25 protein-coding genes and 1 pseudogene are annotated in these 24403 nt (G+C 69.6%); 12 read left to right on the forward strand and 14 right to left on the reverse strand.

Annotated features, from left to right (window positions below):
* Window positions 1-497: 497 nt before the first annotated feature.
* The 6 genes from ALLO2_RS18895 to ALLO2_RS18925 all read right to left on the reverse strand — a co-directional run bounded on the left by ALLO2_RS18895 (window position 498) and on the right by ALLO2_RS18925 (window position 4703).
* Window positions 498-749 (reverse strand): hypothetical protein, encoded by a 252-nt coding sequence (locus ALLO2_RS18895; RefSeq protein ID WP_023842254.1) that lies wholly within the window; start codon window positions 747-749, stop codon window positions 498-500.
* Between the two features lie 105 nt (window positions 750-854).
* Window positions 855-1142 (reverse strand): hypothetical protein, encoded by a 288-nt coding sequence (locus ALLO2_RS18900; RefSeq protein WP_011436267.1) that lies wholly within the window; start codon window positions 1140-1142, stop codon window positions 855-857.
* A complete protein-coding gene (locus ALLO2_RS18905; RefSeq protein ID WP_035733888.1) occupies window positions 1139-1519 on the reverse strand; it encodes a hypothetical protein in 381 nt (126 codons plus the stop codon). The genes ALLO2_RS18900 and ALLO2_RS18905 overlap by 4 nt, the downstream gene beginning before the upstream one ends.
* Window positions 1516-2220 carry an ATP-binding protein gene (locus ALLO2_RS23565; protein WP_051875418.1) on the reverse strand — a complete coding sequence of 235 codons (705 nt, stop codon included), beginning with the start codon at window positions 2218-2220 and terminating at the stop codon, window positions 1516-1518. Before ALLO2_RS23565 ends, ALLO2_RS18905 begins: the two co-directional genes overlap by 4 nt.
* Window positions 2221-2664: 444 nt before the next feature.
* Entirely contained in the window at window positions 2665-3903 is a 1239-nt protein-coding gene (locus tag ALLO2_RS18920) for a hypothetical protein (RefSeq protein ID WP_011436271.1), read from the reverse strand.
* A complete protein-coding gene (locus ALLO2_RS18925) occupies window positions 3900-4703 on the reverse strand; it encodes an SAM-dependent methyltransferase (protein WP_035733891.1) in 804 nt (267 codons plus the stop codon). Before ALLO2_RS18925 ends, ALLO2_RS18920 begins: the two co-directional genes overlap by 4 nt.
* Before the next feature lie 616 nt (window positions 4704-5319).
* Between ALLO2_RS18925 and ALLO2_RS26595 the strand changes: the two genes are divergently transcribed.
* The 5 genes and pseudogenes from ALLO2_RS26595 (at window position 5320) to ALLO2_RS18950 (ending at window position 10395) form a co-directional block, all read left to right on the forward strand.
* Window positions 5320-6849, forward strand: coding sequence for a tetratricopeptide repeat protein (locus ALLO2_RS26595; RefSeq protein ID WP_198031041.1), 1530 nt, complete (start codon window positions 5320-5322; stop codon window positions 6847-6849).
* Entirely contained in the window at window positions 6846-7634 is a 789-nt protein-coding gene (locus tag ALLO2_RS18935; protein WP_035733893.1) for a 5-formyltetrahydrofolate cyclo-ligase, read from the forward strand. Before ALLO2_RS26595 ends, ALLO2_RS18935 begins: the two co-directional genes overlap by 4 nt.
* Before the next feature lie 600 nt (window positions 7635-8234).
* Window positions 8235-8393, forward strand: a pseudogene (locus ALLO2_RS28375) (DUF5679 domain-containing protein); the annotation flags it as partial.
* Window positions 8394-8544: 151 nt separating this feature from the next.
* Complete coding sequence (locus tag ALLO2_RS18945) at window positions 8545-9417, forward strand: SAM-dependent methyltransferase (RefSeq protein WP_035733896.1); 873 nt, start codon at window positions 8545-8547, stop codon at window positions 9415-9417.
* A 48-nt stretch (window positions 9418-9465) separates the two neighbouring features.
* Window positions 9466-10395 carry a thiopeptide-type bacteriocin biosynthesis protein gene (locus ALLO2_RS18950; RefSeq protein WP_011436277.1) on the forward strand — a complete coding sequence of 310 codons (930 nt, stop codon included), beginning with the start codon at window positions 9466-9468 and terminating at the stop codon, window positions 10393-10395.
* A 290-nt stretch (window positions 10396-10685) separates the two neighbouring features.
* On the opposite strand, the gene ALLO2_RS18955 is transcribed toward ALLO2_RS18950, so the two are convergent.
* From ALLO2_RS18955 to ALLO2_RS18980, 7 genes are all read right to left on the reverse strand, one after another.
* Entirely contained in the window at window positions 10686-11300 is a 615-nt protein-coding gene (locus tag ALLO2_RS18955; RefSeq protein WP_023841963.1) for a hypothetical protein, read from the reverse strand.
* On the reverse strand, window positions 11297-11653 hold the full coding sequence (locus ALLO2_RS26600) for a TIGR02391 family protein (protein WP_308726849.1): 357 nt from the start codon (window positions 11651-11653) through the stop codon (window positions 11297-11299). The genes ALLO2_RS18955 and ALLO2_RS26600 overlap by 4 nt, the downstream gene beginning before the upstream one ends.
* The gene (locus ALLO2_RS26605; protein ID WP_011436280.1) at window positions 11654-12118 is read right to left on the reverse strand and encodes a hypothetical protein; all 465 of its coding nucleotides are present in this window, start codon (window positions 12116-12118) and stop codon (window positions 11654-11656) included.
* Between the two features lie 81 nt (window positions 12119-12199).
* Window positions 12200-13129, reverse strand: a complete 930-nt coding sequence (locus ALLO2_RS28380) for an endonuclease/exonuclease/phosphatase family protein (RefSeq protein WP_035733897.1) — start codon at window positions 13127-13129, stop codon at window positions 12200-12202.
* A 261-nt stretch (window positions 13130-13390) separates the two neighbouring features.
* The gene (locus tag ALLO2_RS25910) at window positions 13391-13762 is read right to left on the reverse strand and encodes a hypothetical protein (protein ID WP_023841964.1); all 372 of its coding nucleotides are present in this window, start codon (window positions 13760-13762) and stop codon (window positions 13391-13393) included.
* Between the two features lie 78 nt (window positions 13763-13840).
* The gene (locus ALLO2_RS18975; protein WP_157493466.1) at window positions 13841-14500 is read right to left on the reverse strand and encodes a hypothetical protein; all 660 of its coding nucleotides are present in this window, start codon (window positions 14498-14500) and stop codon (window positions 13841-13843) included.
* Between the two features lie 135 nt (window positions 14501-14635).
* A complete protein-coding gene (locus ALLO2_RS18980; protein WP_011436284.1) occupies window positions 14636-15772 on the reverse strand; it encodes a hypothetical protein in 1137 nt (378 codons plus the stop codon).
* A gap of 178 nt (window positions 15773-15950) precedes the next feature.
* On the opposite strand from ALLO2_RS18980, the gene ALLO2_RS18985 reads away from it, so the two are divergent.
* The gene (locus ALLO2_RS18985; RefSeq protein WP_023841966.1) at window positions 15951-16391 is read left to right on the forward strand and encodes a hypothetical protein; all 441 of its coding nucleotides are present in this window, start codon (window positions 15951-15953) and stop codon (window positions 16389-16391) included.
* Window positions 16392-16946: 555 nt separating this feature from the next.
* Here the strand turns inward: ALLO2_RS18985 and ALLO2_RS18990 are convergent.
* Window positions 16947-17759 carry a hypothetical protein gene (locus tag ALLO2_RS18990; protein ID WP_011436287.1) on the reverse strand — a complete coding sequence of 271 codons (813 nt, stop codon included), beginning with the start codon at window positions 17757-17759 and terminating at the stop codon, window positions 16947-16949.
* 1059 nt (window positions 17760-18818) lie between these two features.
* Here ALLO2_RS18990 and ALLO2_RS19000 point away from each other — a divergent pair.
* The 6 genes from ALLO2_RS19000 to ALLO2_RS25915 all read left to right on the forward strand — a co-directional run bounded on the left by ALLO2_RS19000 (window position 18819) and on the right by ALLO2_RS25915 (window position 23643).
* Window positions 18819-19418 carry an ATP-binding protein gene (locus tag ALLO2_RS19000; protein ID WP_232235203.1) on the forward strand — a complete coding sequence of 200 codons (600 nt, stop codon included), beginning with the start codon at window positions 18819-18821 and terminating at the stop codon, window positions 19416-19418.
* 111 nt (window positions 19419-19529) lie between these two features.
* Window positions 19530-20393: a GNAT family N-acetyltransferase gene (locus ALLO2_RS19005; protein WP_035733905.1), complete on the forward strand. Its 864-nt coding sequence runs from the start codon at window positions 19530-19532 to the stop codon at window positions 20391-20393.
* Between the two features lie 169 nt (window positions 20394-20562).
* Entirely contained in the window at window positions 20563-21633 is a 1071-nt protein-coding gene (locus tag ALLO2_RS19010) for a DUF4037 domain-containing protein (protein ID WP_035733906.1), read from the forward strand.
* A 170-nt stretch (window positions 21634-21803) separates the two neighbouring features.
* A complete protein-coding gene (locus ALLO2_RS19015; protein WP_011436292.1) occupies window positions 21804-22328 on the forward strand; it encodes a helix-turn-helix domain-containing protein in 525 nt (174 codons plus the stop codon).
* Window positions 22329-22333: 5 nt separating this feature from the next.
* Window positions 22334-22933, forward strand: a complete 600-nt coding sequence (locus ALLO2_RS19020) for a PIN domain-containing protein (RefSeq protein WP_035733908.1) — start codon at window positions 22334-22336, stop codon at window positions 22931-22933.
* Window positions 22934-23502: 569 nt separating this feature from the next.
* Complete coding sequence (locus ALLO2_RS25915) at window positions 23503-23643, forward strand: hypothetical protein (RefSeq protein ID WP_167534305.1); 141 nt, start codon at window positions 23503-23505, stop codon at window positions 23641-23643.
* Window positions 23644-24403: the final 760 nt, after the last annotated feature.

Here is a 24403-nt window from a genome sequence, read left to right on the forward strand (position 1 = left end):
GGCGAACTCGACGGCGATTTCGTCGTGGGACATGCCGGCCGCGCGCATCCGCGCCCGCAGCTCGTCCTGTTCCGCCCGCCGGCTGGACCTACTCATGCTTTCTCCGCGGACCTGTCCGGTCCCCGAGCACGTCCTCCGCCGGCATTTCGGGGCAAACAGGTGCCGCGCCGCCTGCTCGGCCTCCACCGTCGCGGTCGGTGCTGTCGGTTGCCGAGGTGAGCACCAGGCTTCTCCTCCGCTCGGCCGGCGGGTGACGGTCTGTCAACCCTACGACGTCGTGGATCTATCCGGCGTCGATGGATCAGTAGGGGCACGGCGCGCACAGCACGAAGATCAAGCCGGGCGCGGCGCTCCACCAGGATGCCCGGCGTCATGAGCGGAGACATTCCCCTCGTCGCGAACCTTTTCTTCGGCTGCTATGAAGCCGCTGATCTGCGGAAACGACGTGCGGCAGTGCGATTTGTTCGGCGCCACACGGGCCAAGAGTTCGCGGACCTCTATCGAGCCGGCCGGGTGCTTGTGGCAACCGACTCGTGGGGGCTGGCACCGCAACAGCGCACATAGATGATCATGGCGGCGATGTCGACGCGGGTACGGGCCTCGTCCAAGCCCAGGCCGAGCCGTGCGGCCCGGTCATAGTCGTCCAAGGCCGAGCACAGGTCGGCCCAGTCGGGGTCCGTCGGGTCGAGCGGTGGGGTGAAGGTGGCGAGCAGACTCGCCAGTTTTTCGGGGGGCAGGAGTTCGCGCATACGCGCGAGCAGAACGATGGGACGGAGCGCGGGCGGGACTGTGTGTCGGTGAGATCGCATGGAGGTGGCTTCGTTGTTGGCGGTCCGGGTCGGCGTGGAGCCGCCTCACCGCCGGCCGCGACGGAATCGCGGCCGGGACCCGGACCGGGGAGGGGAAAACGAGGAGAAGCTGCCGACCATCTGTCCATCGGTGCTGATGAGGGCCACGTAGCCGTCGAAGCGCAGTCCCCAGGCGACGACGTGGATATCGCCGTAGGAGGGTTCGGCGACGATCGCGAACAGACGGGGCGCCAGGACGTGCACGAGCGCACTGAGCAAACCCACGTCGGCCTGACCCGGCAGGTCGGCGTCGACGATGGCGGGGCTGTCGGTGTGGGGATAGTCGACGGTCACGGTTGTTCTCCGGCCGGTGGTCTGGGTACCGCCCCTTGTTTCGAGGGCGGGTGTGCTGGAGCGTCGCGGGCCGCGGTGACGGCCCGGCTGAGGGCGGTGGCGAGAGCGTCGGCTTCGTCGAGGGTGAGGGCCTCGCTGTCGGGGTCGTCGTCCCCGACAGCGAGGGAGATCAGGGGGTCGTAGATGGTCGTGGAGGTCACGTACTGTTCGANGGCCACCTGGACGGCGGTGCCCTCGCGTATCCCGGCGATCTCTGGCAGGTCGATCACGATGAACGCGGAGATGTGGTAGTCGCCGGGGCCTGCCGGCTCTACCTGGAGGTGGCCGGTTGGCTGGTCGCACCACGGTGGGCAGGCGGCGTCCACAGGCTCGCTCACGGGGTCGTCACCTGTTCGCCGTCGCGTGGGTCGCCCGAGTTTGTGATCGTCGTCCAGTCGTCGCCCAGGTTGCGCAGGGCGTCGAGGACGCGTTGCAGCAGCGCGTGGTCGAAGATGTCCGCATCCGGTCCGCCGTCGCTGGTGGGGGGCGGCGGGTCACGGCGCGGCAGATCCTCGGCCGGCTTGTCCGGAAGGTGCTGGATGGGTGGCAGGTCGTGGGCGAGCGCCGCCCAGACGATCTTTCCTTTGGTGCGGTAGCCGTCGGGGGTGCGGACGCGGACTGGGTAGTAGCCGAGATCGCGGGCGAGCGCGGCGACGAGAGGCAGACCCCTGCCGTTTTCGGCGTCGGGCCCGGCGGTCCGGCGGGTTGGGCGGCCTGGGCCGCCATCCCACACCTCCACGATCAGGTCGCGGTGGCTGTAGGTCAGGCGCATCCCGATCCGGGACCTGGTGTCCTGCTCACCGTGGGGACGGCGTGCCTCGTGGGAGGCGGCGTAGGCGTTGGTGATCAATTCTGATGTCACGCAGGTCGCGGAGTCGATCAGGCTGTCGAGGCCCCAGCGGCGCAGCTGTGCCGCGACATCGTGGCGGGCGGGTCTGACGGACTGTGGGCGGGCCGGGTAGTGCCGGATGTACTGCGGCAGCGGCTCGGCAGGCTGCTCAGGCGTGGTGGACGGGGNTATGGCGAGCACGGTGGTCATACGGATTCTCCTGACACGGAGGCGGAAAGCGGCCCTCGCGCTGACGCTGCGGGTGCGGCCGGGGGTGTAGGGCCACTGCCAGCCGCCCTGGACGCGACAGGCTGGGCCGGAGAGACCACGTGATCCCCGGCCGTGTCGGCGGGAGCGGNCGGGCGGNCGGGCGGGGAATCCGGGGCACGGGCAGGGGCGGTGTCGGCGACCAGCGTCAGGTTCTGGTCTGCGAGCAGGACCAGGTCGCACGGCCATGGCCGCCCGCAGCCCGCGCAGACGGCGCCGTGACGGACGTGGGTATCGAGCAGGCGGACCGCGGCGCCTCGAAGCCGCTCGAAGTCACGATCGAGCGGGTCGTGACCCTCGTTGTGCGGTGACCGGCTCACCGGGGCGCGGTGCAGCGTCGTGACCATGAAGGTTCGCCTTCCGTGGGCGGGGTCCGCGACGGTGCATTCAGCGCCGCGCGGTCGTCGTGGCCCTCTCGACGTCGTCGTCGTCCGCCGGGCGGCCGGCGAGCGCGGCCAGGGTGGCGTTCAGCGCGGGCAGAGCGCCTCGCCGGCGCAGCTCACCGGTGAGGGTCTTGACGTCGGCCAGCGCCGGCAGCGGACGAGCCGCCAGCTGGCCGATGGCCGGGTCGAGGGGCAGCGCGGCGGGCAGTGTCAGGGCGGCGACGACCGTGTCGTAGACGGTGGCCGCCCAGGTCGTCATCACGAGGGTCAGCCAGCCGTTCCACTCGGCGCCATGGGCGGCCACCCGGCCAGCAAGGTACGCCTCGATACCCTCGACGAAGTCCGACCGCACCGTCGGTGGGCTGTCGAGGGCCAGCAGATGCAGGTGGCCAAGCAGGGTTCCGATGTCCGCGGGCTCTCCCCCCGGCCCCAGGTCAGGGGACACCAGCACCGGGCGGGACGAGGTTTCCGGGTACAGCACGTGGCGTGGTGTGAGCCCGCCGAACGCGATCCCGGTTCGGGTGACCAGCAACGGATCGAGCTGGGCGGCCAGCCGCGTGAGCCGTAGGGACAGGGTTCCCAGCAGCGCGCCCAGCTCGCCGGTCCCGGCTGGCTGCGCGGGAGCTGAATGAAGGTGATTCACCGAGTGGGCCAATGCCTGGGCGAGAATCCGAGGGTGCGTTCGCAGGGTCGTCGGCGCGGCCACCTGCCGCAGCTGCTCCGGTGGGTCGCGGTGCAGTTCACCCAGGTCGTCCATGAGCGTCGTCAGCAGGTGCGTGAGGGCCGCCGGGCGGTCCTGGAGCCTGCTGGTCAGGCTGGCGCCGGTCACCCACGGGGCGAACATCACCCCGCGTACCGTGGCGATCGGGCCGGCGACCCGCAGACCGCTGTAGGCGACGAGGGCGGTGAGCTGTTCGGCTTCCCGGGCGGTCGCGTCCTCCTGGGCCGTCGCGTCCGCGTCGCCCGCCTCGTCGCTCAGCACGGCGGCGAGGTCGCCGCAGTCGCCGAGCACCACGCCAGTGAGCGGTGTGCCCGCGGGGCGCAGCGTCGCGCACAGCGTCTCGGGACCGACGTGCACCTGGCGCAGGATCGCGCTGCCAGCCGTGAGCGTCGGTCCGAACGTCGTCTCGGTCCGCGGCCACAGCGCGGCGGTCGCGGCGGCGATCCGTCCCTCGGCGTGCTCCACCAGCCGGCGGACGTCGGCCGCAGGCCAGCAGGTCGAGCAGCCCGGCGGCGGGCTCATCGGATACGACCGACGCCGGCGTAGACCGGCAGCCGTCCGGCGGCCGTCGTCGCCCGGCGCTGCCGGTCGTCCTCCCAGCCCGGGAGCAGGACCACGCCGGGCTCGACCAGCTCGGTGCCGTCGAAGAACCCCGTCACCTGGTCCCGGTCGCGCAGCTGGAACGGCGCGGTCGTGCGCCGGTACACCTCGGCCGCGTCCGCGACGTCCCTGCCCTGCCCGTCGCCGGTGGCGTGGGTCAAGACCAGGTAACTGCCCGCCGGAAGGGCGTCGCGCAGAGAGGCGACCAGCCGTTGCGGGTCGGTGTCGTCGGGGAAGAAGTGCAGGATCGCCACGAGCAGGAGCCCGACCGGCTGGGACAGGTCCAGCAGGCCGGTGATCTCCGGGTGGGTCAGGATCTCCTCGGGCCGGGCCAAGTCGGCTTCCACCGCCAGCGCCTTTGGATTGGACGCGAGCAGGATCTGGCTGTGCGCGACCGCGACGGGGTCGTGGTCCACGTAGGCGACGCAGGCGTCCGGCGTGACCTGTTGGGCGACCTCGTGGACGTTGCCCATCGTCGGCATGCCGGAGCCAATGTCGAGGAACTGGCGAAGGCCGACCTCGCCGGCGAGAAAGCGGACTGCTTCACCGAGGAACAGACGGTTGACCCGGGTGGTGTCTCGGATCTGCGGCCACGTCTCGATGACCCGCGCCGCGGCTTCCCGATCGGCGGGGNAGTTGTGTGCCCCGCCGAGGAAGTAGTCGTAGACCCTGGCCACGTTCGGGCCCTCGGGCGCCGTTGGGGCGAACGTCTCCGGCTCCATCAGGACCGCCCCCGCGACGATCGTCCTGCTCCGACGAGGGCGCCCCTCGGCGATCGGCGCGGCCGTCCCGGTCTGTCGTCCGGTCCGGGGCTGGCCCCGAGACGGGGGTTACAGGGCGTCGCGCAGTCGATCCTCATCATGGGGGCGGCCCTCACTGACCGTAGGCATAGGGGAACCGTTACACCATCGTCCTGACGGCGACGGCCGGTCATTCCTGCGGCGACGAAGAAGCTGTTCGTCGAATCGAACCCCTGTTGACCTGGAGAAACTCTCATGGAGGCGGCCGTTGCTTCGAGCCAGCGGCGCCTCCTGGTACGCGAGATGTGATCGTCCGGTAACCAGGATCGTGTCGGCGGTCACACCGCCCGAGCGCGCCGACGCAGCGTGCCGGCCCCGCCCTGCGCCTGACTGCAACCGGCCGCGGTGGTGAACGCCCCGTGCTGCCGGTTCACGTGCACCGCGACAGTCGCCCAACTCGGCGAGACCACGCGCGACGGCCAGGCACCGACCAGGCCACGCCGCGGGCGACGTGACCGTACGGCTACCGTGAGACGGACTGATTGCTTTTGCGGGCTCTCCGCCGGGAGAGCCTGTCGCCGGCGAGGGGATATCCCGGATGTCCAGGCCCAAGGCCAGCCTGCGCGCCGAACAGGACGACCTGCGCAGTCGGATGCGGGATCGCGGGATGACGCATCAGGAGATCGCCGCGGAGTTCGCCCGCCGCTACCGGTTTCGCCCTCGGGCGGCGCATCGGCATGCGTTCGGCTGGACGTTGACACAGGCCGCGGACCGGATCAACGCCTACGCCGCCGAACACGGGCTCGACCCCACGGGCAAAGCACCGATGACCGAGCCGAAGCTGAGCGAGCTGGAGAACTTCCCCCGGTCACGCGTGCGCCGGCTCATGCCCCAGACCCTGGCCCTGCTCGCCGGCGTCTACGGCACCGATGTTCACACCCTGCTCGACCTCGACGACCACGACCATCTCAGCCCCTCAGATCGGCTTCTCCTTACCAGCATGGGCGCCTCCGCGCCGGCCCCGGCCCCGTCTGCGCCGCCAAGTCGGGCCCTGGCCGGAACGCCGCCCCTGGCCCGATCCGCAGCCGACCGTTCGCGGGACCGACCGGCTCGCGGCCCGGCCTTCGATCTTGTGACCTGGCCTGTCCTGGCAGTGGGTCAGCACGAGCCGGTCGAGGAGCGTCTCCGCCATGTCCGCGACCAGCCCCGATCCGTGGATCTGGTGACGATCGCGCTCCTGCGCCAGCGGGTCGAAGACCTCGATGCCCAGTACGACCGCACGCCGCCGACAGAGCTGCTGCCCGAGGCAGGCCAGCTGCTCACTCTCGTGAGCTATCTGCGTTCCCAGACACCGACGATGCGGCTGCGCCGGGAACTGCTGACCGCGGAAGCCGAGGCGGCGATCCTGATGGGCCAGCTTGTCTGGGATGCCTCCCAGCGACGCGACCACCGCCAGGCCCACACCTATCTGGACCGGGCCGCCGCCGCAGGCCGGGAGCTGCGCAATCCGATCGCGGAAGGACTCGCGCTGCTGCGCTCCACGATCGTCGCTCTGCACGGTGAGCGGGCCCCACAGACGGCGCTCGATCTCGCTCGCCGGTGCATGGCGGNGACCGAAGGCTCCAGCGACGTCCTCGCCGGGCTGGCCGCCCTGCACGCCGCCGAGGCGTACGCGATGCAACGCGNCACCGCCGAGTGCGAACAGCTGCTCGGCCACGCCGAACACCTTCTGGGCAGGACCGACGCCGCGGACGAGGCGAGCTACCTGTACTCGCCCAGGCACATCCCCCGCATGGCCGGCTCCTGCTACCTCTTCCTCGGCCAGCCGAGGACGGCCGAGGAGCTCCTGGGACACGCCTACTCCCACCTTCACAACCCGGCCAAGGCCGACGCGATCGTCCTGGGGAACCTTGCGCTCGCCCAGATCCGCCAAGGCAAACCCGACGAGGCCGCGCACGCTTTCAGCCAGGCCCTCGATGTGGTCACCCGCACGCGGGGCGGCGGCGGTATCACGATGGCGTTCACGATCAGCCGGGAACTGGGGCCCTGGCGCCATGTGCCGGCCGTCCGCGACGCCTGCGACCGTCTCCTCGATGTCATGGCGCCCCCAGTCCCTACAACCCCATGAACCGCGACGTCCACGACGCCAAACAGCAGGTCCGCGACCGGATCTGGGCCCTTCTGGAAGGCGAACAGGCCGCGCCACCGGGCGTCCATGGGTATATCCCCGCGTTCACCGGCGCCGAGGTCGCCGCCACGCGGCTGGCCGCCCTACCCGCGTGGACCTCGGCGCACGTCGTGAAGGCTGTGCCCGATCGGGCGCAGCAACCCGTCCGCGCCCACGCGCTGCGCGACGGCAAGACCGTCTACATGGCCGTGCCCAGACTGGCCGAGCCGCTGCCGTTCTACCGTCTCGACCCCGCCGTGCTGCCCCTGCCTCCCGAGCAGGCCGCCGACCGGCACGTCGCCGCCACCATCGCCGACCCGGTCGGCGTGGACGACATGGACCCCGTCGACATCGTCGTGTGCGGCAGCGTCGCGGTCAACCGAGCCGGCGTTCGGCTCGGGAAAGGCGCCGGCTACTCCGACCTCGAATTCGCGCTTCTCCAGGAAGCCGGGCTCATCCAGTCCACCACCATCATCGTCACCACGGTCCATGACCTTCAGGTCGTCGATGACGNCCNCCCGNAANCCCGCCACGATTTCAGCGTCGACCTCATCGTCACCCCCACCCGCACCATCACCTGCGGGCCACCCCACCGCCCGGAGGGCCTCTACTGGCAGGATCTCGACGACGTCACCGTCAGCACGATCCCCGTCCTCGCCGCCCGACGAGCGGCCTGGCTGCGGTTCCCGGGGACTCCTACAGCGCCCGAGAACAATCAACCTCGTCGCCGCGCCGACGAACACTGACCCGCACGACACAATATTGCTGTTCAGCGTTCTTATTTGGCGCACGCACCGTGCGCTCTCCCCGGTGGCCGCTAGGCCCAGAGCATGCACCAACGTGGCCTATCTCGATCTTCGCAGGTCNGCGGTCTCGGGCGGCTAGGCCGCCGCGCCTCGTCGCGGAGTCTCAGGACACGGGCATGCCGGTGGGCGCGCCGCACCGCGCGGGATGCGTCCCTCGCGCGGGAGCGTTTCGCGCCAATCGGTGTGAAGAGGATGCGGCTCACCGACGGTCTCGGTGCAGGTCAGGCAGGGCGCGCGACCCCGAATCACCTCTTCGCTCCTCGGGGAATGACTCGCGCCCGGCTCCTTGAAACGCTAGCCCGCGTTCCGCCAGCCATCGAGCCGTGCCAGCGCTGGCACCCGACCGAGCCCACGACGATCAGCCCACTACCGACGCCATGGTCGGCTGCCACGCGGCCATCGACAGCGAGGCGTGACACAACGCAACGCTCGCAACAGCGCCAGTCCTTTGCTTCCAAATCCATCACCGTCACGAGCGTTATCAACCAGCCCGTCCAATCCGGCGACCACAACCGGGGGCGGACCCGGAAGGGAGTCCGAGTGTCCGACAGCACCTCCAGCTACGAGGGTTACTGCCTCAAATGCAAGGAGAAACGCCACTACACCGGCGAGGTCCGGATCAGCGAGTCCCGCCGGCGGATGGCCCGAGGCTCATGCCCTGTCTGCGGCTCGACGATCAACCGCATCCTCGGNAAAGCGTGNCCCGCGCCAGGCATGNCCNCCGNCNCCCGCCCCGCCGTTGACAAGGTCCGGTGGGGCAGGCGGACCTCCACGCAGCGCACCACCGTCTGCGGATCGTCGAAACCTTGCATGGACACAAGAAAAGCCCAAAGACTAGGGAACAGCGGAAGTGGCGTCAGTGACGGACGAGGACAGCACGGTCGGCGGCTGGAACTTTCAATCAGCGGCCAAGGAGACAGCTGCGACGACGGATCTCCGCACCGATGCACCCAACTCTGCGCGCATGTACGATTACTATTTGGGCGGTAAGGACAATTTTCCCGCCGACCGGGAAGCCGCCGAGCAGGTGCTGGCAGCATTTCCCCAGGCGTGGACGGTGGCCCATGAGAACCGGGGTTTTCTGCGGCGGGCGACGCGGTTCCTCGCCGCCGAGGCGGGGATACGCCNGTTNNTGGATATCGGNACNGGCATCCCGACCAGCCCGAACCTGCANGAGATAGCGCAGTCGGTAGCCCCCGATACCCGGGTCGTCTATGCGGACAATGATCCCGTCGTCCTGGCGCATGCCCGTGCCCTGCTGACCACCAGTCCGGAAGGCGCCACCGCCTACCTCGATGCCGACCTTCGGGACCCGGAGAAGATCCTTGGCTCGGCGGAGGTACGTGCCACTGTGGACCTGAGCCGGCAGGTCGGGCTGTCACTGATCGCGATCTTGCACTTCCTGCTCGACGACCACGACCCCTACGGCATCGTGAAGACGCTGCTGGACGCACTACCCGCTGGTAGCTTTCTGGCGCTCACGCACGCCACCGCCGACTTCGCGCCCGCCGAGGCGGACCGGGCCGCTGCCATCTACCGGGACCGCGGTATCCCTGCCCAGGCCCGCAGCCGAGCCGAGGTCGAGCGATTCTTCACGGGCCTTGATCTGGTCGATCCCGGGGTCGTCGTCGCACNCCGCTGGCNCCCCGACNCCCCCAACACCGCCGGTGATCCAACGGACGCGGAGGTGTCCTGCTACGCGGCCATCGCGCGCAAGCCGTAGGCCATCCGAACTGCGTCCGGTTCCAGGCGTGCCCACAGGGGATGACAGATGACAACGGCGAAACCGGCGACGACGCCTGCTGGCCAGGTCGCGGAGGCGGTGCGGGCCGTCCTCGCCGGAGAGGCTCTCCCCGAGGTCGCCGCCCGAACCGGTCTGTCGGCCGTGGATCTGCAAGCCGCCCTCGCGACTTACCACGCAGGCGGCAAAAGGGCGGTCGAGGCGCGATCCGCGGGCCGCTGGTACACCGTCCGCGTCGTCTTCGGCGACCGGACGCAGGCCGAGACGACGATGTCGACCATCGTGGCCCCGGTGCTCGACACGCTGTGCGCGAGTCGTCGGTCGGTCGGGTGGTGGTTTCGGCGGGAGCCTCGTGCCTGGCGGATCTACCTGCATAATCCCGACCTCGCCGCCGCTGGCCAGGCGATCCGTCGGCTGGGACGAACCGGAACTGTCGCCGCGACCGTTCCGGAGCCCTACGAACTGGACCCGCAGCCCTTCGGCGGACTTACCGGCGCCGCCATCGCCCAGGATCTCTTCGTCGTTGAGAGCCGAGCCGTCCTCGGCTACGCCCGCCTGGCCGATCCGCCGCTCGGCCGCCGCGAGCTGTCCGTCGCCGTCCTGGACACCCTGATGATCGCCGCCGGACTCGCCTGGCCCGCCCGCGGCGACGTCTACACCCGCCTCGCCGCGACCCATCCCAACGTCGACCCGACCGGCGCGCGCCGCCTCGGCGCGGAACTGCTCGCATCCCTGACCGACCCAGCCTCCGACCTGGCATTTGCGTCCGCCGCAGCGTGGACGGACGGCTGCGCCGACGCAGGCGAACGGCTCGCCGACGCCGCCGACAACAACCTGCTGACCCGCGGACTCGTTGATGTCCTGGCCACCATCGTCAACGCCCACTGGAACCGTCTCGGGGTGCCCGCAGCCACCCGGGCCGCATTCGCCCACGCGGTGACGCACCTCTACTCTCCTTAGGGATGTCGCCACCGAGATTGCCGATCGGTGGCGATTTGGCCACCGGAACGGATCGCGTCGCCAGAGTCGACAGGGCGAACGTCGAGGACCGCGCGAACCTGCGCCACCGTGCCACGAACGGACTGGTGTTTCCTGGACAAACGCCTCGCCGACCTCGAAGCGCAACTCCTCGGCTCCCACCGCGAGCCCCGCGAACGGACGCTGCGGGACGGGTGAGTGGACGACGAACCCCGCCTATCCTGCGGCGGGCGGTGCCGATCACCGGCCGCGATCTCTCACGCGGGNATGGATCAGGGCGCGAGCGTCCGTCCCCACAGGATGAGGCCGCCGGTGACCAGCCCGTCCTCCCGCGCGGTGGCCAGCTCGGTTGCGCGCCGCTGTTCGGCGTCGGGATCGCCGGAGGGGATGCGCAGGCCCAGGTGTGGGCCGTGTAGCACCAGAACCTCGCCGTAGTGGCGGGCCGCGGTGATCCAGTCGGCGGGGAGAGTGCACAACGCGTACACGAACAGGTTGCCGTCGGGCTGTTGGAGTTGGAGCCCACCGCCGTCGCGGGGCCATTCCCCGAGCAGCCATCCGTCCAGGTTGGGCAGTCGGTGCACGCCGAGGGGGCCGATGCGCTGCATGCCCTGTGCCAGCGCGAGTTCGGTCCACACCTCCTGTCGTGGCGTCGGGTTGTCGGGGTGGGTCCACAGCGCCTGGTGGCGTTCGATCAGGGCGACCGGGACTTGCGGCAGGTCGGGGCTGAACCGGGGGATGCCGAGGTCGTCTCGATCGAGGGCGGCGTGCCCGAAGCCCAGGGCAGGATCATCGAGGTAGGTGGGCCGGCCGAGGGCGGAGAAGTCGGCCAGGATTTCGTCGAGCTGCCGGTCGTTGATCTCCATGGGTCTCCCGTCGGGTTCGGTCATGGCCGCGACACCGTGGTAGCGCTGTCCAGGCGTCGGTGCAGGAGCGACAGCGTCGAGAACAGATCCAGGGCGTCGGGCTCGGTGATGGTCCATCCCGCCGTGGCCCGTGGCGTGTGGGCCGGAGGGTTACGGAACGTGCCGAACACCCCTTTGAGCAGGTTCGCGAACCCCGTGTGCTCGCTGATCTCTGTTTCAGTGCGGAAGGCGTTGATCCGCAGGGAACCGGTCTTGACCGCGAAGCAGTAGTCGACGAGGGCGGCGCCGTCGAGCTGCGAACCGCCGAGCTGCCGCAGCCGTTCCGCGAGTCCCTTCGTGGCCTCGAACACGGCGTGGAACAGCGACTTGCGAAGGATCTACTCCTCGCAGTACCGGGTGACCTCCGGGTGCACACCTCGGCGGGTGAGCTCGGTCCGTAGCCGTCCCGCCAACGCGGCCACCTCATCCAGGGTGGTCGCCCTCCGCGCCCGCGCCACCTTGCCCTCGTCGCTGACCCGGCATCCGACCAGAGCGAGAGGTTCGGCCAGACCATCGCGCAGAGCCTCGAACCGGGCCGGGTCCTCCAGGTAGCGGCCGGGCGCCATCGCCTCGGTGATTAACCCGATGATGCAGTTGCTCGCCTGATTGGCTTGCTGTTTGCTCATCAGCGCGGCCCACAGCCGGTCCCGTTTGCTGGCGCCCGGCTGGACATCGGCGATGCCGAGCATGCCGAGCAGCCGGTCGATCTCTCTACCGGTGAGTCCCGGCCGGTCCGTGCGGCCGAGGACGTCGCAGATCCCCTCGACGACCGCCGGCGGCCACATCGGGTACCGAGTCGTCATCGCCGCCCCCCGCATACCACCATTGGGGGATCATCCTCGCAGACCGTCAGGTCTCACTCGCCTGCCCTCGGTCGGTTCCTCTCACGAGGGAAGCTGCGGGTTGCTGCGCTGCGCCTGCGCGCCGAGAGCCGTGGTCTCGTAGGTGACTGTGACGGGCAGGTGATCTGAGGCGCTGCGCGCGAGCTCGGTCCGGGTGACCTCGACCGCGCGCAGGGCCGGGGCGATCTCGGCGGTTACGCGGATCGCGTCGATCCGCCGGTCTCCGAAGGTGTTGCCGGGCCAGTGCCCGACGGTGGCCTCCCACGGCCGATCCAGCACGACCGCGGCGTCCGCGAGCCCGCCCGCGTACAGCACCTCGCCCGGCTCCCGGTCGGCCCGGTGCCGCCGGCGGCCCCGCTCGTCGTAGCCCCACACCGTCTGGTAGATCAAATCCGCGTACCAGTCGCTGTCGGCATACGGGTCCGGGTCGTAGTAGGAGCCGTCCGGCCGCCGGTCGGCGCCGACGCAGTTCCAGTCCGCGCCGATCAGGCCGGGCGGGCTGCCCTNGGGTCGGGTCATCACCGCCACGACCCGCTCCATCTGGTCGGCCCGCATGTGCCGGCCGAACGGGGTCGCGTGGTGGCTCGCGTGCTGTATCTGCCGTCCGGCAATCTCGATTGTGATCTTCGCGAGGGCGTGCCAGAAGTCCGCCGCCCCGTATGTGCGGAACGACCCCGGGACCACGCTCAGCCCCGGCCGCCATAGCAGGCCGACGTGGAAGCGCTGCCGGCCGGCGGCGATCGCGGGCCGGTTCGGCTCGTAGGTGCACTCCATCCCGGCGTCGTCGGCGAGGGTCCGCAGCCGCCCCGCGGCGACCTCGACATCGGGGGCGATGATCTCTTGGACCGCAACCACGTCCGCGTCCAGACCGCGGATCACCTCGACAACTCGCCGGTAACGCTCCCGCTCGTCCGGACTGTCGGACGCGAAGAGGTCGAGGGTGTTGTACGTCGCGAACCGAACCTGGGCCATGTGACGATTTCCCTTCCATGCGGGTCCGCGACGATGCGTCGCGGAAGGTCCGTGAGCGGCATGACGGGCCGGCCACCCGCTTTTCACCAGCCGACAAGTCCCAATATTTGATCATGTCTGCTGTCGCACGCCCGCCGTCGGCGCGCGAGCATGGACAGGAGCGTCCCGATGTGAGCAGGACGGGTGATGCCGATGAGGGACGAGAAGACGCGGCGGCGCCGTGACGTCCGCGACGCCGAGTACCGGGCCGCTCTCGGCCTGTCAGCCGACGGCCCGTTGCCGGCGAGCCTGGGTACGGTCGGTGGCTCCCGCGGCGGTGGTCATGCTGGCCGGATCAACCAGACGACCGCCGGACGGCCAGCTGGTTGGCGTCATCCCACCCGGTCGGCGCGGAGACGCCGGGGCAGGCACGGAGGTGAGCACGATGGGCAGCAGCGGTAGCAGGTCTGGACGGAGTACGACGAGCAGCGCGAGGTCGTCACGGTCGACGCCGATGACGGGCAAAGCGGCGTCGCGGGTGCAGTCGGCCGCGGCCCGCAGCCCCTCGGGCAGGTCGGCCCGGACCGGGTTCGCGCCGCGAGCGCAGTCCGCAGCCGCACGGACCCCAGGCCCGGCCAAGCCCCGATAGCCCACCGGGTCAGTGGACGCGGCGATGCGGGTCCGCGCGCTCGTCGCCTTGGGAGGGTCGAACCGCGGGACCGCGCACGCAGGTCAACCGTCCGCAGGTCCGATATCCGGTGTCCAGACCTGCTGTGTGGTGATGCGGTGAGTCTCCAGGACGGCGACGACGTCCGCGGACGTCAGATGTCGTCGCGTGAGCAGCAGCCGGGCCGTCTGCCCCACAGCCGCCCAGAGCCCCGGGTCGCCGAGCAGCCGGGACGCGTCGAGGTGAGCACGCTGGAGATCAATGATGAATCCCTGCGCGGCGAGCCGCTCGGCCTCGGCCCGGTCCGCGCCGCCCCCAATGGCCCTTACACAGCGGTGCAGCTCAGGGTGACCGTAGCCAGCGGCGCACAGCCACTGTGACTGCCCGACGGCACCCGCGGCGAGCCAGACCGCGAAAAGCTGAGCGTCGCCGGGCCCGGTAAACGACACGACGCCGCCAATGCGGACGGACCTGTCACTCTCCAAGGTCGCGTGCAGGAGCGGCAGGCCGACGGCGGTCCCGACCACGGCGTGGGACGCCTCATGCACCGCACCGGCCTGCCAGTAGACATCGTCGGCGAGACGGCTGGTGCACCACACCGCCTCCGGTTCCTCGGCACCCGTCGGCGTCGGAGTCCACGGTCCCAAGAACTGGCCGTGTACTGCCCTGTGTGTCGCGTCGTCGCGCTCACGCCAGCCAGCATCGCCCTCGCTGGTGCCAGCCACGGTGCCCNCCCGGCCAGCNCCGTCNCCCGCCATGCAGCGACCCCCGACCCGGCGGCCCCGCCTGCGGGCCGCAGCCGACCATCCGCCGTGCCGACCTGCCGCACGTTCCTACTGCTCCGTCCGCGGGTCGCATGGTCAGGGCGCGAGCTGCCGTGCGGCGCGCAGGACCGCGGCGATGACGAGCGCGGACGCCAGGAGGCTCGCGGTGAGCAGTGCCCCTCGCCCGATCGCGTCGCCCAGGTCAGAGGTCACCGCCAGGCCCACGGTCACCGCGCCCCCGATCGGGACAGCAACCCCGGCCGCGGCCAGCGGGAGCACCCACCGCGGTGCCGGGCGCCGACCGGGCGCTGTCCACCGCTGACTCCCCTCCATCATCGTCATGATCAGATCGCGTTCGCGTAGGTACCGCTCCTGGAGGTGTTCGTGCGCGTTGCGGGCCCCCTGCGCGGGCAGGCAGGTCAGCGCCGTCTCGATCGAGGTCAACGCGGCATCGAGGTCGCGGCATCGACGCTCGCCGCGGGCCCGCCGGTACCACCACAGGTGCGCCTGTGGAGTCGCGGCCACGGTGTCGGTCGCGTAGCGGCGCAGCAGTTCACCTTGGCCCTCGAAGGGGCCGGCGACGTCGAGCCCGTGCAGGCAGATGTCGGTGACCTCACGGCTACGCGGCTCGGCCGTCCATGCGGCCTCTACCAGCGCCACCCCCCGCGACGTGTCCCTCATACCGCATGCGGCGAACGCACTCAGCGCGGTGAACAGCGGGCCGTCGCGGTGCGGGCCGGACGCCCGCGCCAGCATGGACGACGACACGAACCGGTCCAACGCCTCGAACCAGAAATCGGCGCGGAGCTTCCCTGCGTGGTAAAGCGCGGCGAAATAGGCCACCTCAGCGGAGCCGGCGCTGTCGCGCACGATCCTGCCTGTGGCTGTGGTGACGTCCGCCGCGGGCTCGACGGTGTCCCGGGTGATGAACGCGTAGCCCAACGCCCATTTCTCGACGATCTCCGTTCGGACCGCTTGATCTTGGCAGTGGTCGATCAGCCAGCGGGCGCAGCGGGCCGCGACCTCGACGGTCGGCTCCGCCAGGAAACGGCGCCGCCAGTAGCGGTCGGCACAGCCGAGCCAGGGATCGGTGGCGAAGTCCGCCGACGGGATGTCGAACGGAGGTTCGGTGCCTGCATCGATGTACTCGCCCGCGACCGCTTCGCAGACCTGGCCGAACTCCCGGCTCACGCCGACCGACTGTCGCAGTCGGGACAACGGGTCATCGGTCATGGGCCCGAGTCTGGCACCGCGTCACATCGACCGCTCCGCAAATTTGCATCCCGCCACGCGGGCGGGATACGAGCTCGTCCCGAGGACCGGGGATTCGGCACCCAGCCACCGATCCCACTCCTGGGGATCGCCCGTCAACGGTATCGTCACAGGTGTGACCTCGGCTTATCAACGGACTGTGACCGCTACCGAGGCAGGGCCGATCCGGCTCTTCTTGGCTGCGGCTGGCACGAACGTCGCCCTCGTCGGTGACGGCGACGCCGACCGCGCACAGATCACCCTCTCGGCAGCCACGGCCACGGACACCGACCGCTACCTCGACACAGCCTCGGTCGTCGACAACGGGACGGAAATCCGCATCGGGGTCGCGCTCGAACCCGTACCCGGCAATCGCGGCGTCCGCAACTACGTCGGCGGCGGCACCGTCGACGGGTCGATCATCCAAGCCGGTAACATTCACGGCGGCATCACGTTCAACGGCGGCGCCCTGCGCATCGAGACCGGCGCCAACCCGTCGGTGGAGATCGCCGCTGTCCTGCCGGCCGGCTCTACCGTTCAGCTCCGCGGTCAGCCAGCCTCGTTGCGGACCACAGGCAGGCTCACCATCAGCCAAGTGTAGCTACTTCTTCACCTGGTAGCCGCCCGGAGTCACAAGGGGGGGCGAGAAAGCGAGCAGGGCCGTGTACCGCTCGTTCCGCCGCTCCCGATCGTTAGTACCGGGCCTCCCGGCCGACGGTCGCGGCTCTCGATATGTGTGCCGCCCTGTGAGCGGACCCACCACCGCTACCGAGGATGACGACGCCTGAAAATGATCAGCCTCGTCGTCGCGCTGACCAACGCGACGAGAAACAGCAGACTCCCGCCGAGAGCCGCCTGCATCCCCAGACGGGCCGCAAATCCAGTCCATCGGGGGCGCCCAATCTCCCACAAGAATCACCAGGACGCCTTCGAGCACGACAACGAGCAACACAATGCCCAGCAGCGCGCCGGGGTCCTGGAGTCGACACTGGAGATGGCGTACCGCCGCCCTGTCCTGGTCTGCCGCGGACCCGACGCGGTGGATTTCCGCGATGATCCGCGCCGGTCGTGGGCCCGTTGTCCTCGGCCGCGATCCCGCGCCCACCGAGATCACGATGCTCTCGCGGTGAACGCGGGATCGGCGCCTGTCCGTCGATCACATGGCCGGTTGGGGCATACCGTCGAGGTGGCTGGAGATGCTTTCGATCTGGGTGTGGATGTCGGTGCGTAGCTGCGCGACCAGTTTGCGCGCGGTGGGAGTACCGACATGAAGGCGCTTGCGCAGCGTTTCCGCGGAGATCGGGCGCTGGTACTGCTGCCAGTGCAGCACGTCCTCGGCCCGAGCCCGATGCAGCAGGTCCTGATCGCGCGCCTTGCGACCAACCTGAGACGGCCCCGTTCGCGCCGGCCGCATCTCGGTGGTGGCAGGCCGTTCTGGCTGCGCGTGCGGTTCGGCTGCCACGAGACCGTGCGCGCCACCGCCCGCGGGTGCACCTTCCGGCAGGCCATCAGACGGGGTTGGGCGCATGGCCTGAAGTAGTCCCGGGCCCACTTCCGACCATCCGATAAGCAAAAGCGGACCAACCGCATCAAATGCCGCTTTGCCGTAGTCCCCGGCGATCAGGGGTTCCGCGATGTTGAGCGCTAGCGTTACAGTGCTAGCGAAGATGAGCATGCGCCGTGCCGCTCGCAGCACATCCACGGGCCCGCCATGGAGGGCGACGTGCCGCGTGCCGAGCAAAAGCGCGACCACCGACAGATCCACGGCCGGGGCAACCAACGGCGCCACCCAGATCGGGACGCCAAGACGCAAGCCAAGGGCAAGTACATTGCCGAAGCCGAACAGGAACGTCAACCCGACAACGATCCCGACGATGACCGTCACCAGACGGGCCGGAGTCTCCGGAACCGCCAGGTCTACGGAACGCCTGTTCGATTCGGTAGATGATGTTACGGTCGGCGCGGTCACTGGGCATCGTCCCTGGTCAGGGCCCGGGTAGCGACCGGCCGGACAGTGATTTCAGGGCCAGCAACCAAGATCGATCGGTTCGGATGCTGGTACACATGGTCCACCAGTTTTTTGATCATGCATCCGACCTGGACGAATGCGGTTTGCGATCTATCACTTTGAGGTCCGGCTCTGTGGAACGGTGCTGGTCAGGACCTCGGCCGCTGGTTCGAGCCCCGGCTGGACGACCACTTTGCCGCCGTGCGAACCGCGTCCGCCTCGTCGAGGTACTGCGTAGCGGCGACTTCCGGCGACGACACCCGTCGTCGCCACCGGCAGCGACCGGGTCAGCACCAAGAACGTGCGGGGCAATCTGTTCGCCGAGGGCCTGGACAGGGATGAAGGGGACAGTCACGTCCAGATGCCGTCCGCCATTGTCGTGGCCCCGGACCCGGACCGGACCCCCGGCGCCGCCGTATTGGGTGAGCCGGCAGGGACCGTGAGCCGGCAGGACAATGTACATGGCCCTGACCGCTTCGTGTCTGTGGCCTCTCTCGTGGACGTCCTCGATTCGGCGGCGGAGATCATGTCTGACACCTCCCGCGCACACTTCTTCGGCAACCTCGACGAACTGGTGGCCACCTCGCGGCTGGTGGTGGACCGCCGGCCGGCAGCAGGCACCCGCGGGTGCCGCGGGCCGTGTACCCCGTCGACTACGGCTACTTGGAGGGCACCGTGGCCGCGGACGGCGGCGGTATGGACGTCTTCCGCGGCAGCGCCGCCGGCGCCGGTGTGGTGGGATTCTTCGTGACGGCGGATCCGGGCAAGCGCGACGTGGAGGTCAAGGTACTGATCGACTGCACCGCCGACGAGGTCGAGCGTGTGNGGCGGCTGCTCGACGACGTCCTGGGGATCGGCNGNCTGCTNNNGNCGNGNTGCANGGAGACCGCCACTACATGAGAGCCACACAGGCTGGCCGAGCCCCCGGGCCGTTCACATTCGCTGTGTCAAACTGCGGGCGGCCGTCGTGGCGTGTGGCGGGCGATGTTGGTCTGCCCGTGCCTGACTATTCTTCGGCTGGTGCCGACCCTCATCTGGATCAACGGTCCGAACGCCGTCGGGAAGACCCAGGTCGCCCACAACCTGCACCGCAGACTGCCCGGAAGCTTCATCAGTGACCCCGAGCACCTCGGCTTCGCGATGCGCCGGATGCTCCCGAAGCCCCGGCGCATGGACTTCCGCGACGTCCCCCTGTGGCGCCAGGCGGTCAGCGAAATGCTCCACCTTGCTCTCCAAGGGCCCGAGGACCCGGTGATCGCGCCGATGACCATCCTCGACCCCGGCCTGCTCGGCGAGCTGACGGCCTCGGCCCGCGCCGCCGGGCACCGCGTCGAGCACGTCACGCTGCTTGCCGACCGCACGACGATGATCCGCCGCATCCACCGACGCGGTGAGACGTCCCGCAGTTTCAGCGCCCGCCAGCTCGACCGTGCCCTCGACGTCCTGCGGGCTCCCGAGTTCGCTCGTCATCTCCCCACCGACACCCTGTCGATCTCCGCCGTGGCGGATGACGTCGCAAGCCACACGGGGTTCACGCTCAGCCCTGACACATCAGGGCGACTCGTGCGACAGGGACGCCAACTCGCCGTCCAGCTCCGCCACATCCGCCTTAACGCTTGAAGATCACTCGACTATCGGCAGCCATGCCGCCGCAAGCGCGTCAGAGCCGCTGGCCCGACGGCTCGCGAAAAACCGGGTGCGCAGACGTGGCACCAGCAGAGACCATGGGGCGTGGCCTGGTTCATGACCGGAAGCATTGAGGAGTTTCTCGCGGTGGCGGGCGAGTTTCTGATGTCCCAGCTGGCCGAGAACACCGTGTTGGTCACCGTCGCCGAGACGCTCCAAGCGCGTGGCATGGCGGCATTCGGGGATGCGGCTCCCCTGTTCGGTTGGTGGCTGGAGGCTGGCGGACCCATCGAGAGCGCATTCGTGCATACCCCACCGAATTCCGTCCTTCTGACGACCGTTCCGCCGCGGGCAGTCGAGTCGCTGGTCGCGTCCTGGCCGCGCGGAAGGCCGCTGTCCGGGGTAAATGCGCCAGCGCAGGTGGCCAGCGCATTTGCCTCGTCCTGGCACCAGGGGACAGCTGCCGCGCCATCTCTTCATCGCCGGGAGCGTTTGTATCGGCTCGGAGACCTCGCAGCGCCCCNGCCAAAGCCCGCAGGTCGTCCTCGTGCGGCCGAGGCAACCGACAAGGACCTGCTCGTGGCCTGGGTCACGGCGTTCCAAGAAGAGACCGGTGCGGCCGCCGGCAACGCCCCGAGGCGGGTCGATGACCGTCTCAGCTATGGCGGCTTCACCCTGTGGGNGGTCGACGGTGCGCCGGTGTCGGTGGCCGGAATTACCCGGCCGGTAGGCGGGATGATCCGCATCGGGCCGGTATATACCCCGCCGGGCTTCTGGCGAAGAGGCTACGCCGGGGCGGTGACAGCGGCGGTGAGCCAGACCGCGCTGGAAGCGGGAGCGCGCGAGGNCCTGTTGTTCACCGATCTGGCCAATCCGACCAGCAACAGCGTGTATCAGCGGCTCGGCTTCGAACCTGTCGAAGACCGCGTCGTGCTGCTGTACGAGCGCACGCCCACGCCTTCGATCTGACCGGAAAAGCGATCCAGACAGCGATGCCGCGCACTGAGTCAACCTCCCCTGGAGAGCGGTGGTTCTTCTCGCGGCGTGACTGGCGGTCGGATCGGCAACCCAGCACAGCCGCGGTCTCGGACCAGCCATGTGACGATCGGAGCCCACCGTCGCCCCTACGATCAGAGCCGTGTCCGGTCGCGATCTTTGCCGACGGTTCTACGAACAGGCAGTTCGGCCGCTGATCCCTGGCGTGCCCCACGCTGCCGCGTTGCTCGGTGAGGGTTCCGAGGTACTCGGCTTCGACGACGAGGTCTCCACGGACCACGATTTCGGCCCCCGCGTGCAGCTGTTTGTCCCGCCAGGTCTCGATACCACGCCGATCGAGATCGCCATGGAGAGGCTGCCAGCGCGGTTCGACGGTTTCCCGGTTGTCTATCCCGACGGGGACCGATACGACGGCTGGCCACATCACCAGGTGGAGGTGACCACTGCGCGGGTGTTCTTCGTCGACCGGCTCGGCGTCGACCCGGCCGACGGGATGGATCTGGCGGACTGGCTGCTGGCCCCGACCCAGATCCTGGCCAGTCTCACAGCCGGTGTGGTCCTGCACGACCCGCTCGATCTGCTCACCGCGCGGCGCCGGGCGCTGGCCTGGTACCCAGACGACGTCTGGCGCTACGTCCTGGCAGCCGGCTGGCTGCGGGTCAGCCAGGAAGAACCGTTCATCGGCCGCACCGGCAGCCGGGGCGACGACCTCGGCTCGCGCATACTCGCCGCCCGCCTGGCCCGTGACCTCGTCCGGATCGGCTTTCTCCTCGAATGCCGCTGGGCCCCGTACAGCAAATGGCTGATGACCGCGTTCGGGCAGTTGACCCTCGCGGACCAGGTCGGCGAGCACCTGGGCCGCGCGCTCGATGCGCCGCGGTGGCGGGACCGCGAAGCAGCGCTGTGCGCCGCGGCCAGTCACCTCGCCACCGCCACCAACCGGCTCGGTCTGGCCGAGCCCGTCGACCCCGCGCCGCGACGCTTTCACTCCCGAAACATCCAGGTACTCGACGCGCAACGCCTCACCCGCGTGCTGACCGACGCGATCAGCGATCCGGGGCTGCGGGCCCTCCTCACCCGGCTCGGACACCAACCCGACGGCCCGCTTGGCCATCTCCCCGGCGCGATCGACCAGGCTACCGACAGCGTCGAAATCCTCACTCAACCGAACCGCCGCCGCGACTACGCAGCCCTCCTTGGCCTCTGGTCCTGAATGTTCCGGAGCACTGATCCGACGGCGCGCGGACGTCGGGGTGCCTCGTTCGAGCTGGGGATGGGCGCGGTGGCCGTCGGTGGATAGCTACCAGCGCATGGTCGGCGTAGAATCGAGCGAAACGAGCATGCCGATCGCCCCGATCGCCCCGATCGTCCTGGAGGCCGTTCATGACCTCACCCACCCGACCCGAACCGCTCCACGACGAGACGTACCTGCCAGGCGAGGACACCGGTGAGATCATCGACTTCCTGGCCGCGCTTCGCGACCGCGGCCGGCAGACCGCCGACCCGCGACCTCGGCTCACCGGCCCGGACGGGCACAGCGTCGAGCTTCCCGAGCCGATGTTCAATGTCCTTCTGCAGGTCGCCGCGGCGATGAAGGCGGGCCTAGCCGTCACGGTGGCGCCGCACCATCTGACGATGTCCACCCAGGAAGCCGCGGACCTGCTCCGTATCTCCCGCACCACCCTGGTTCGGCTGCTGGAGAGCGGCGCCATCCCGTTCGAGAAGCCCAGCCGCCACCGCAAGGTCCGCCTCGACGACCTCCTGGAGTACCGCCGACGCCAACGCCACGCCGCCGACCTCGCCTTCGCCGACATGGTCGCCGATACCGAGCGTCTCGGCCTCTACGACGTCAGCCCCGACGAGACCCGGGCGGCACTGAAAGCCGCACGCAAGAAGACCGAAGGCTGACCGGGATGTTCTCAGCGCTACTCGACACCTGCGTCCTCGTGCCCAGCAGGGCGCGCGACATGCTGCTTGAGATCGCCAGCACCGGTGCCTACCGGCCGCTCTGGTCGAGCGAGATCCTGGACGAGCTCGAACGGACCCTGCGCACGCTGCTCGCCAAGCGTGGCGTGTCACCAGAAGAAGCCGATGCCTNCCNCACCCGCCTCTTCCGGCAGATGAAGACCACCTTCCCGGACGCCCCCGTGACCGGCTGGGAACGGCTCGTGCCGACCATCGAACTCCCTGACCCCGACGACCGGCACGTCGTCGCCGCCGCCATGGCCGGCCGAGCCGACGTGATCGTTACCGACAACCTCACGGACTTTCCACCCGCCGCGCTTCCCATGCCCCTGACTCGCCAGTCCCTCGACGACTTCTTCCTTGACGAACTCGACCTCCACCCGGACCTCGTCGTCAAGGCCGTTCGTGCCATCGCCGCCCGGACCGGCAGATCCGGCCCCACGCTGACCGCCTACGACATCGCTACCTACCTGCGTGCCCACGGCGCCCCGGCATTCGGCGCACGCCTTCTCGTTGCACTCGATCAGACGGCAAGACCGGCTCCGTAGCGACGTGGCCCGGGCTCAGCGCATGTCTGGTCGCTCGCCCGCACCACAACCCCCGCAATGACGGTCAGCAGACGGGCGGAAGTGCCAGGAACCACCAGGTCTGCGGAACGCACGTTCGAACCGGTTGTCGATGTTGCCGGTCGGACGGTCACTGGGAATCGGCCCTGGTCAGCGCCCGAGTGCCGACCGGCCGGATGGCGATTTCAGGGCCTACAACCAAGATCAGTCGATTCGGATGCTGGTGCACATGGTCCACCACGCAGAGTAAATAGCCTCCGACCCGGCTAGATAGCTTTGACCTATGAATCGAGCCTGGCTGTCTGCGTCCATCGCCACAGGTAGTCATGCATGAGCGGCTGGTTCGCGCAATGCCGGGACTCCTACGCCGACCGGCTCATGCGGTCACTCTCGGCGTCCGGCACGGATCGCCGCGCCCGAGACGCAGCCGTCCGGTGTCCTGTGCCGGGTTGCCGTTCTGGCGGCGAAGGCCAGCCGGTCAGGTGGCGCGGCCAGCGGCGGGAGCTGAGGCCGGGCTGAGCATGGCGGCCAGCGCTGCCATCGCATCGGGAATGGACCTCTCCGCCCCCAGCGAGGGCGCCGACAAGCTGCTCGCGACCCTCGACGTCCGACCCGTCAGCGACTGGCGCGATGTCGAGGGTGGCCTGTTCGCCGTCGTCGACGAGACCGCGGCGGTGCCGACCGCCGGCTGACCCCTCCGAGACCACGAGCGCCCCGGCCTGGGTCCAGGCCGGGGTTTCTCTTTGCCCGGACAAGGTGGGGGCGGCGCGCGCGACCAGGCGGCGCGCGCGACCAGGCGGCGCGCGGCGGGCACGCAGTGGATCGCGACCTGCGGTTTCGTCGGGAACCGGTAGTTCTTGGACGGTGCCGCCAACGAGGATCAGATCGGGACTGGATGCCGCCCACGCTCGGCACCTGGTCGGTCCACCGTCGCCGGGTAGCNGCCGGCGTGAGCAACCAGGCTGGCGAGTCGCCGATCCGGGCGTCNGCCGAGCGAAACACCCAGAGCAGCCGGCCGGTTTGGACGCCGGATCAGGTTGGTAACCCGTAGATCGCGATCAGCGACGGGCGAACCAGCAGCCGCGGACGAACACTGCCGAGCCAGCAGCCGTCTGCCTCCGTCGTCGCACCGCGGTCGGCCGCCGTCCGGATCAGCCGGCGGAACGGGCCNGCTCCGGACCGGTCAACGGGAGCCTCTACTCCGGATCAGCAGTGGAGAGGATCTGCGTCCTCCCGGCCNGGCCATCCGGCCACCCATANGAGCAAGGCGTCGAAACAGTGGCTGGCAATTGTCCAAATCACACATTCCCAATTCACAAGGTGAGGAAAGTTCAGTGGGAACTTTCACGACCCGAGCGTTCAGCGGAAGCACCTTACTCGCCAGACGAGGGCGACGCCCAAGGTTGACGCCGACCGAAGGCAGAGCCCTTCGAACTTCATTGCTTACTACTG

The organism is Frankia sp. Allo2 (assembly GCF_000733325.1).
GTDB classification, from domain to species: Bacteria; Actinomycetota; Actinomycetes; order Frankiales; family Frankiaceae; genus Frankia; species Frankia casuarinae.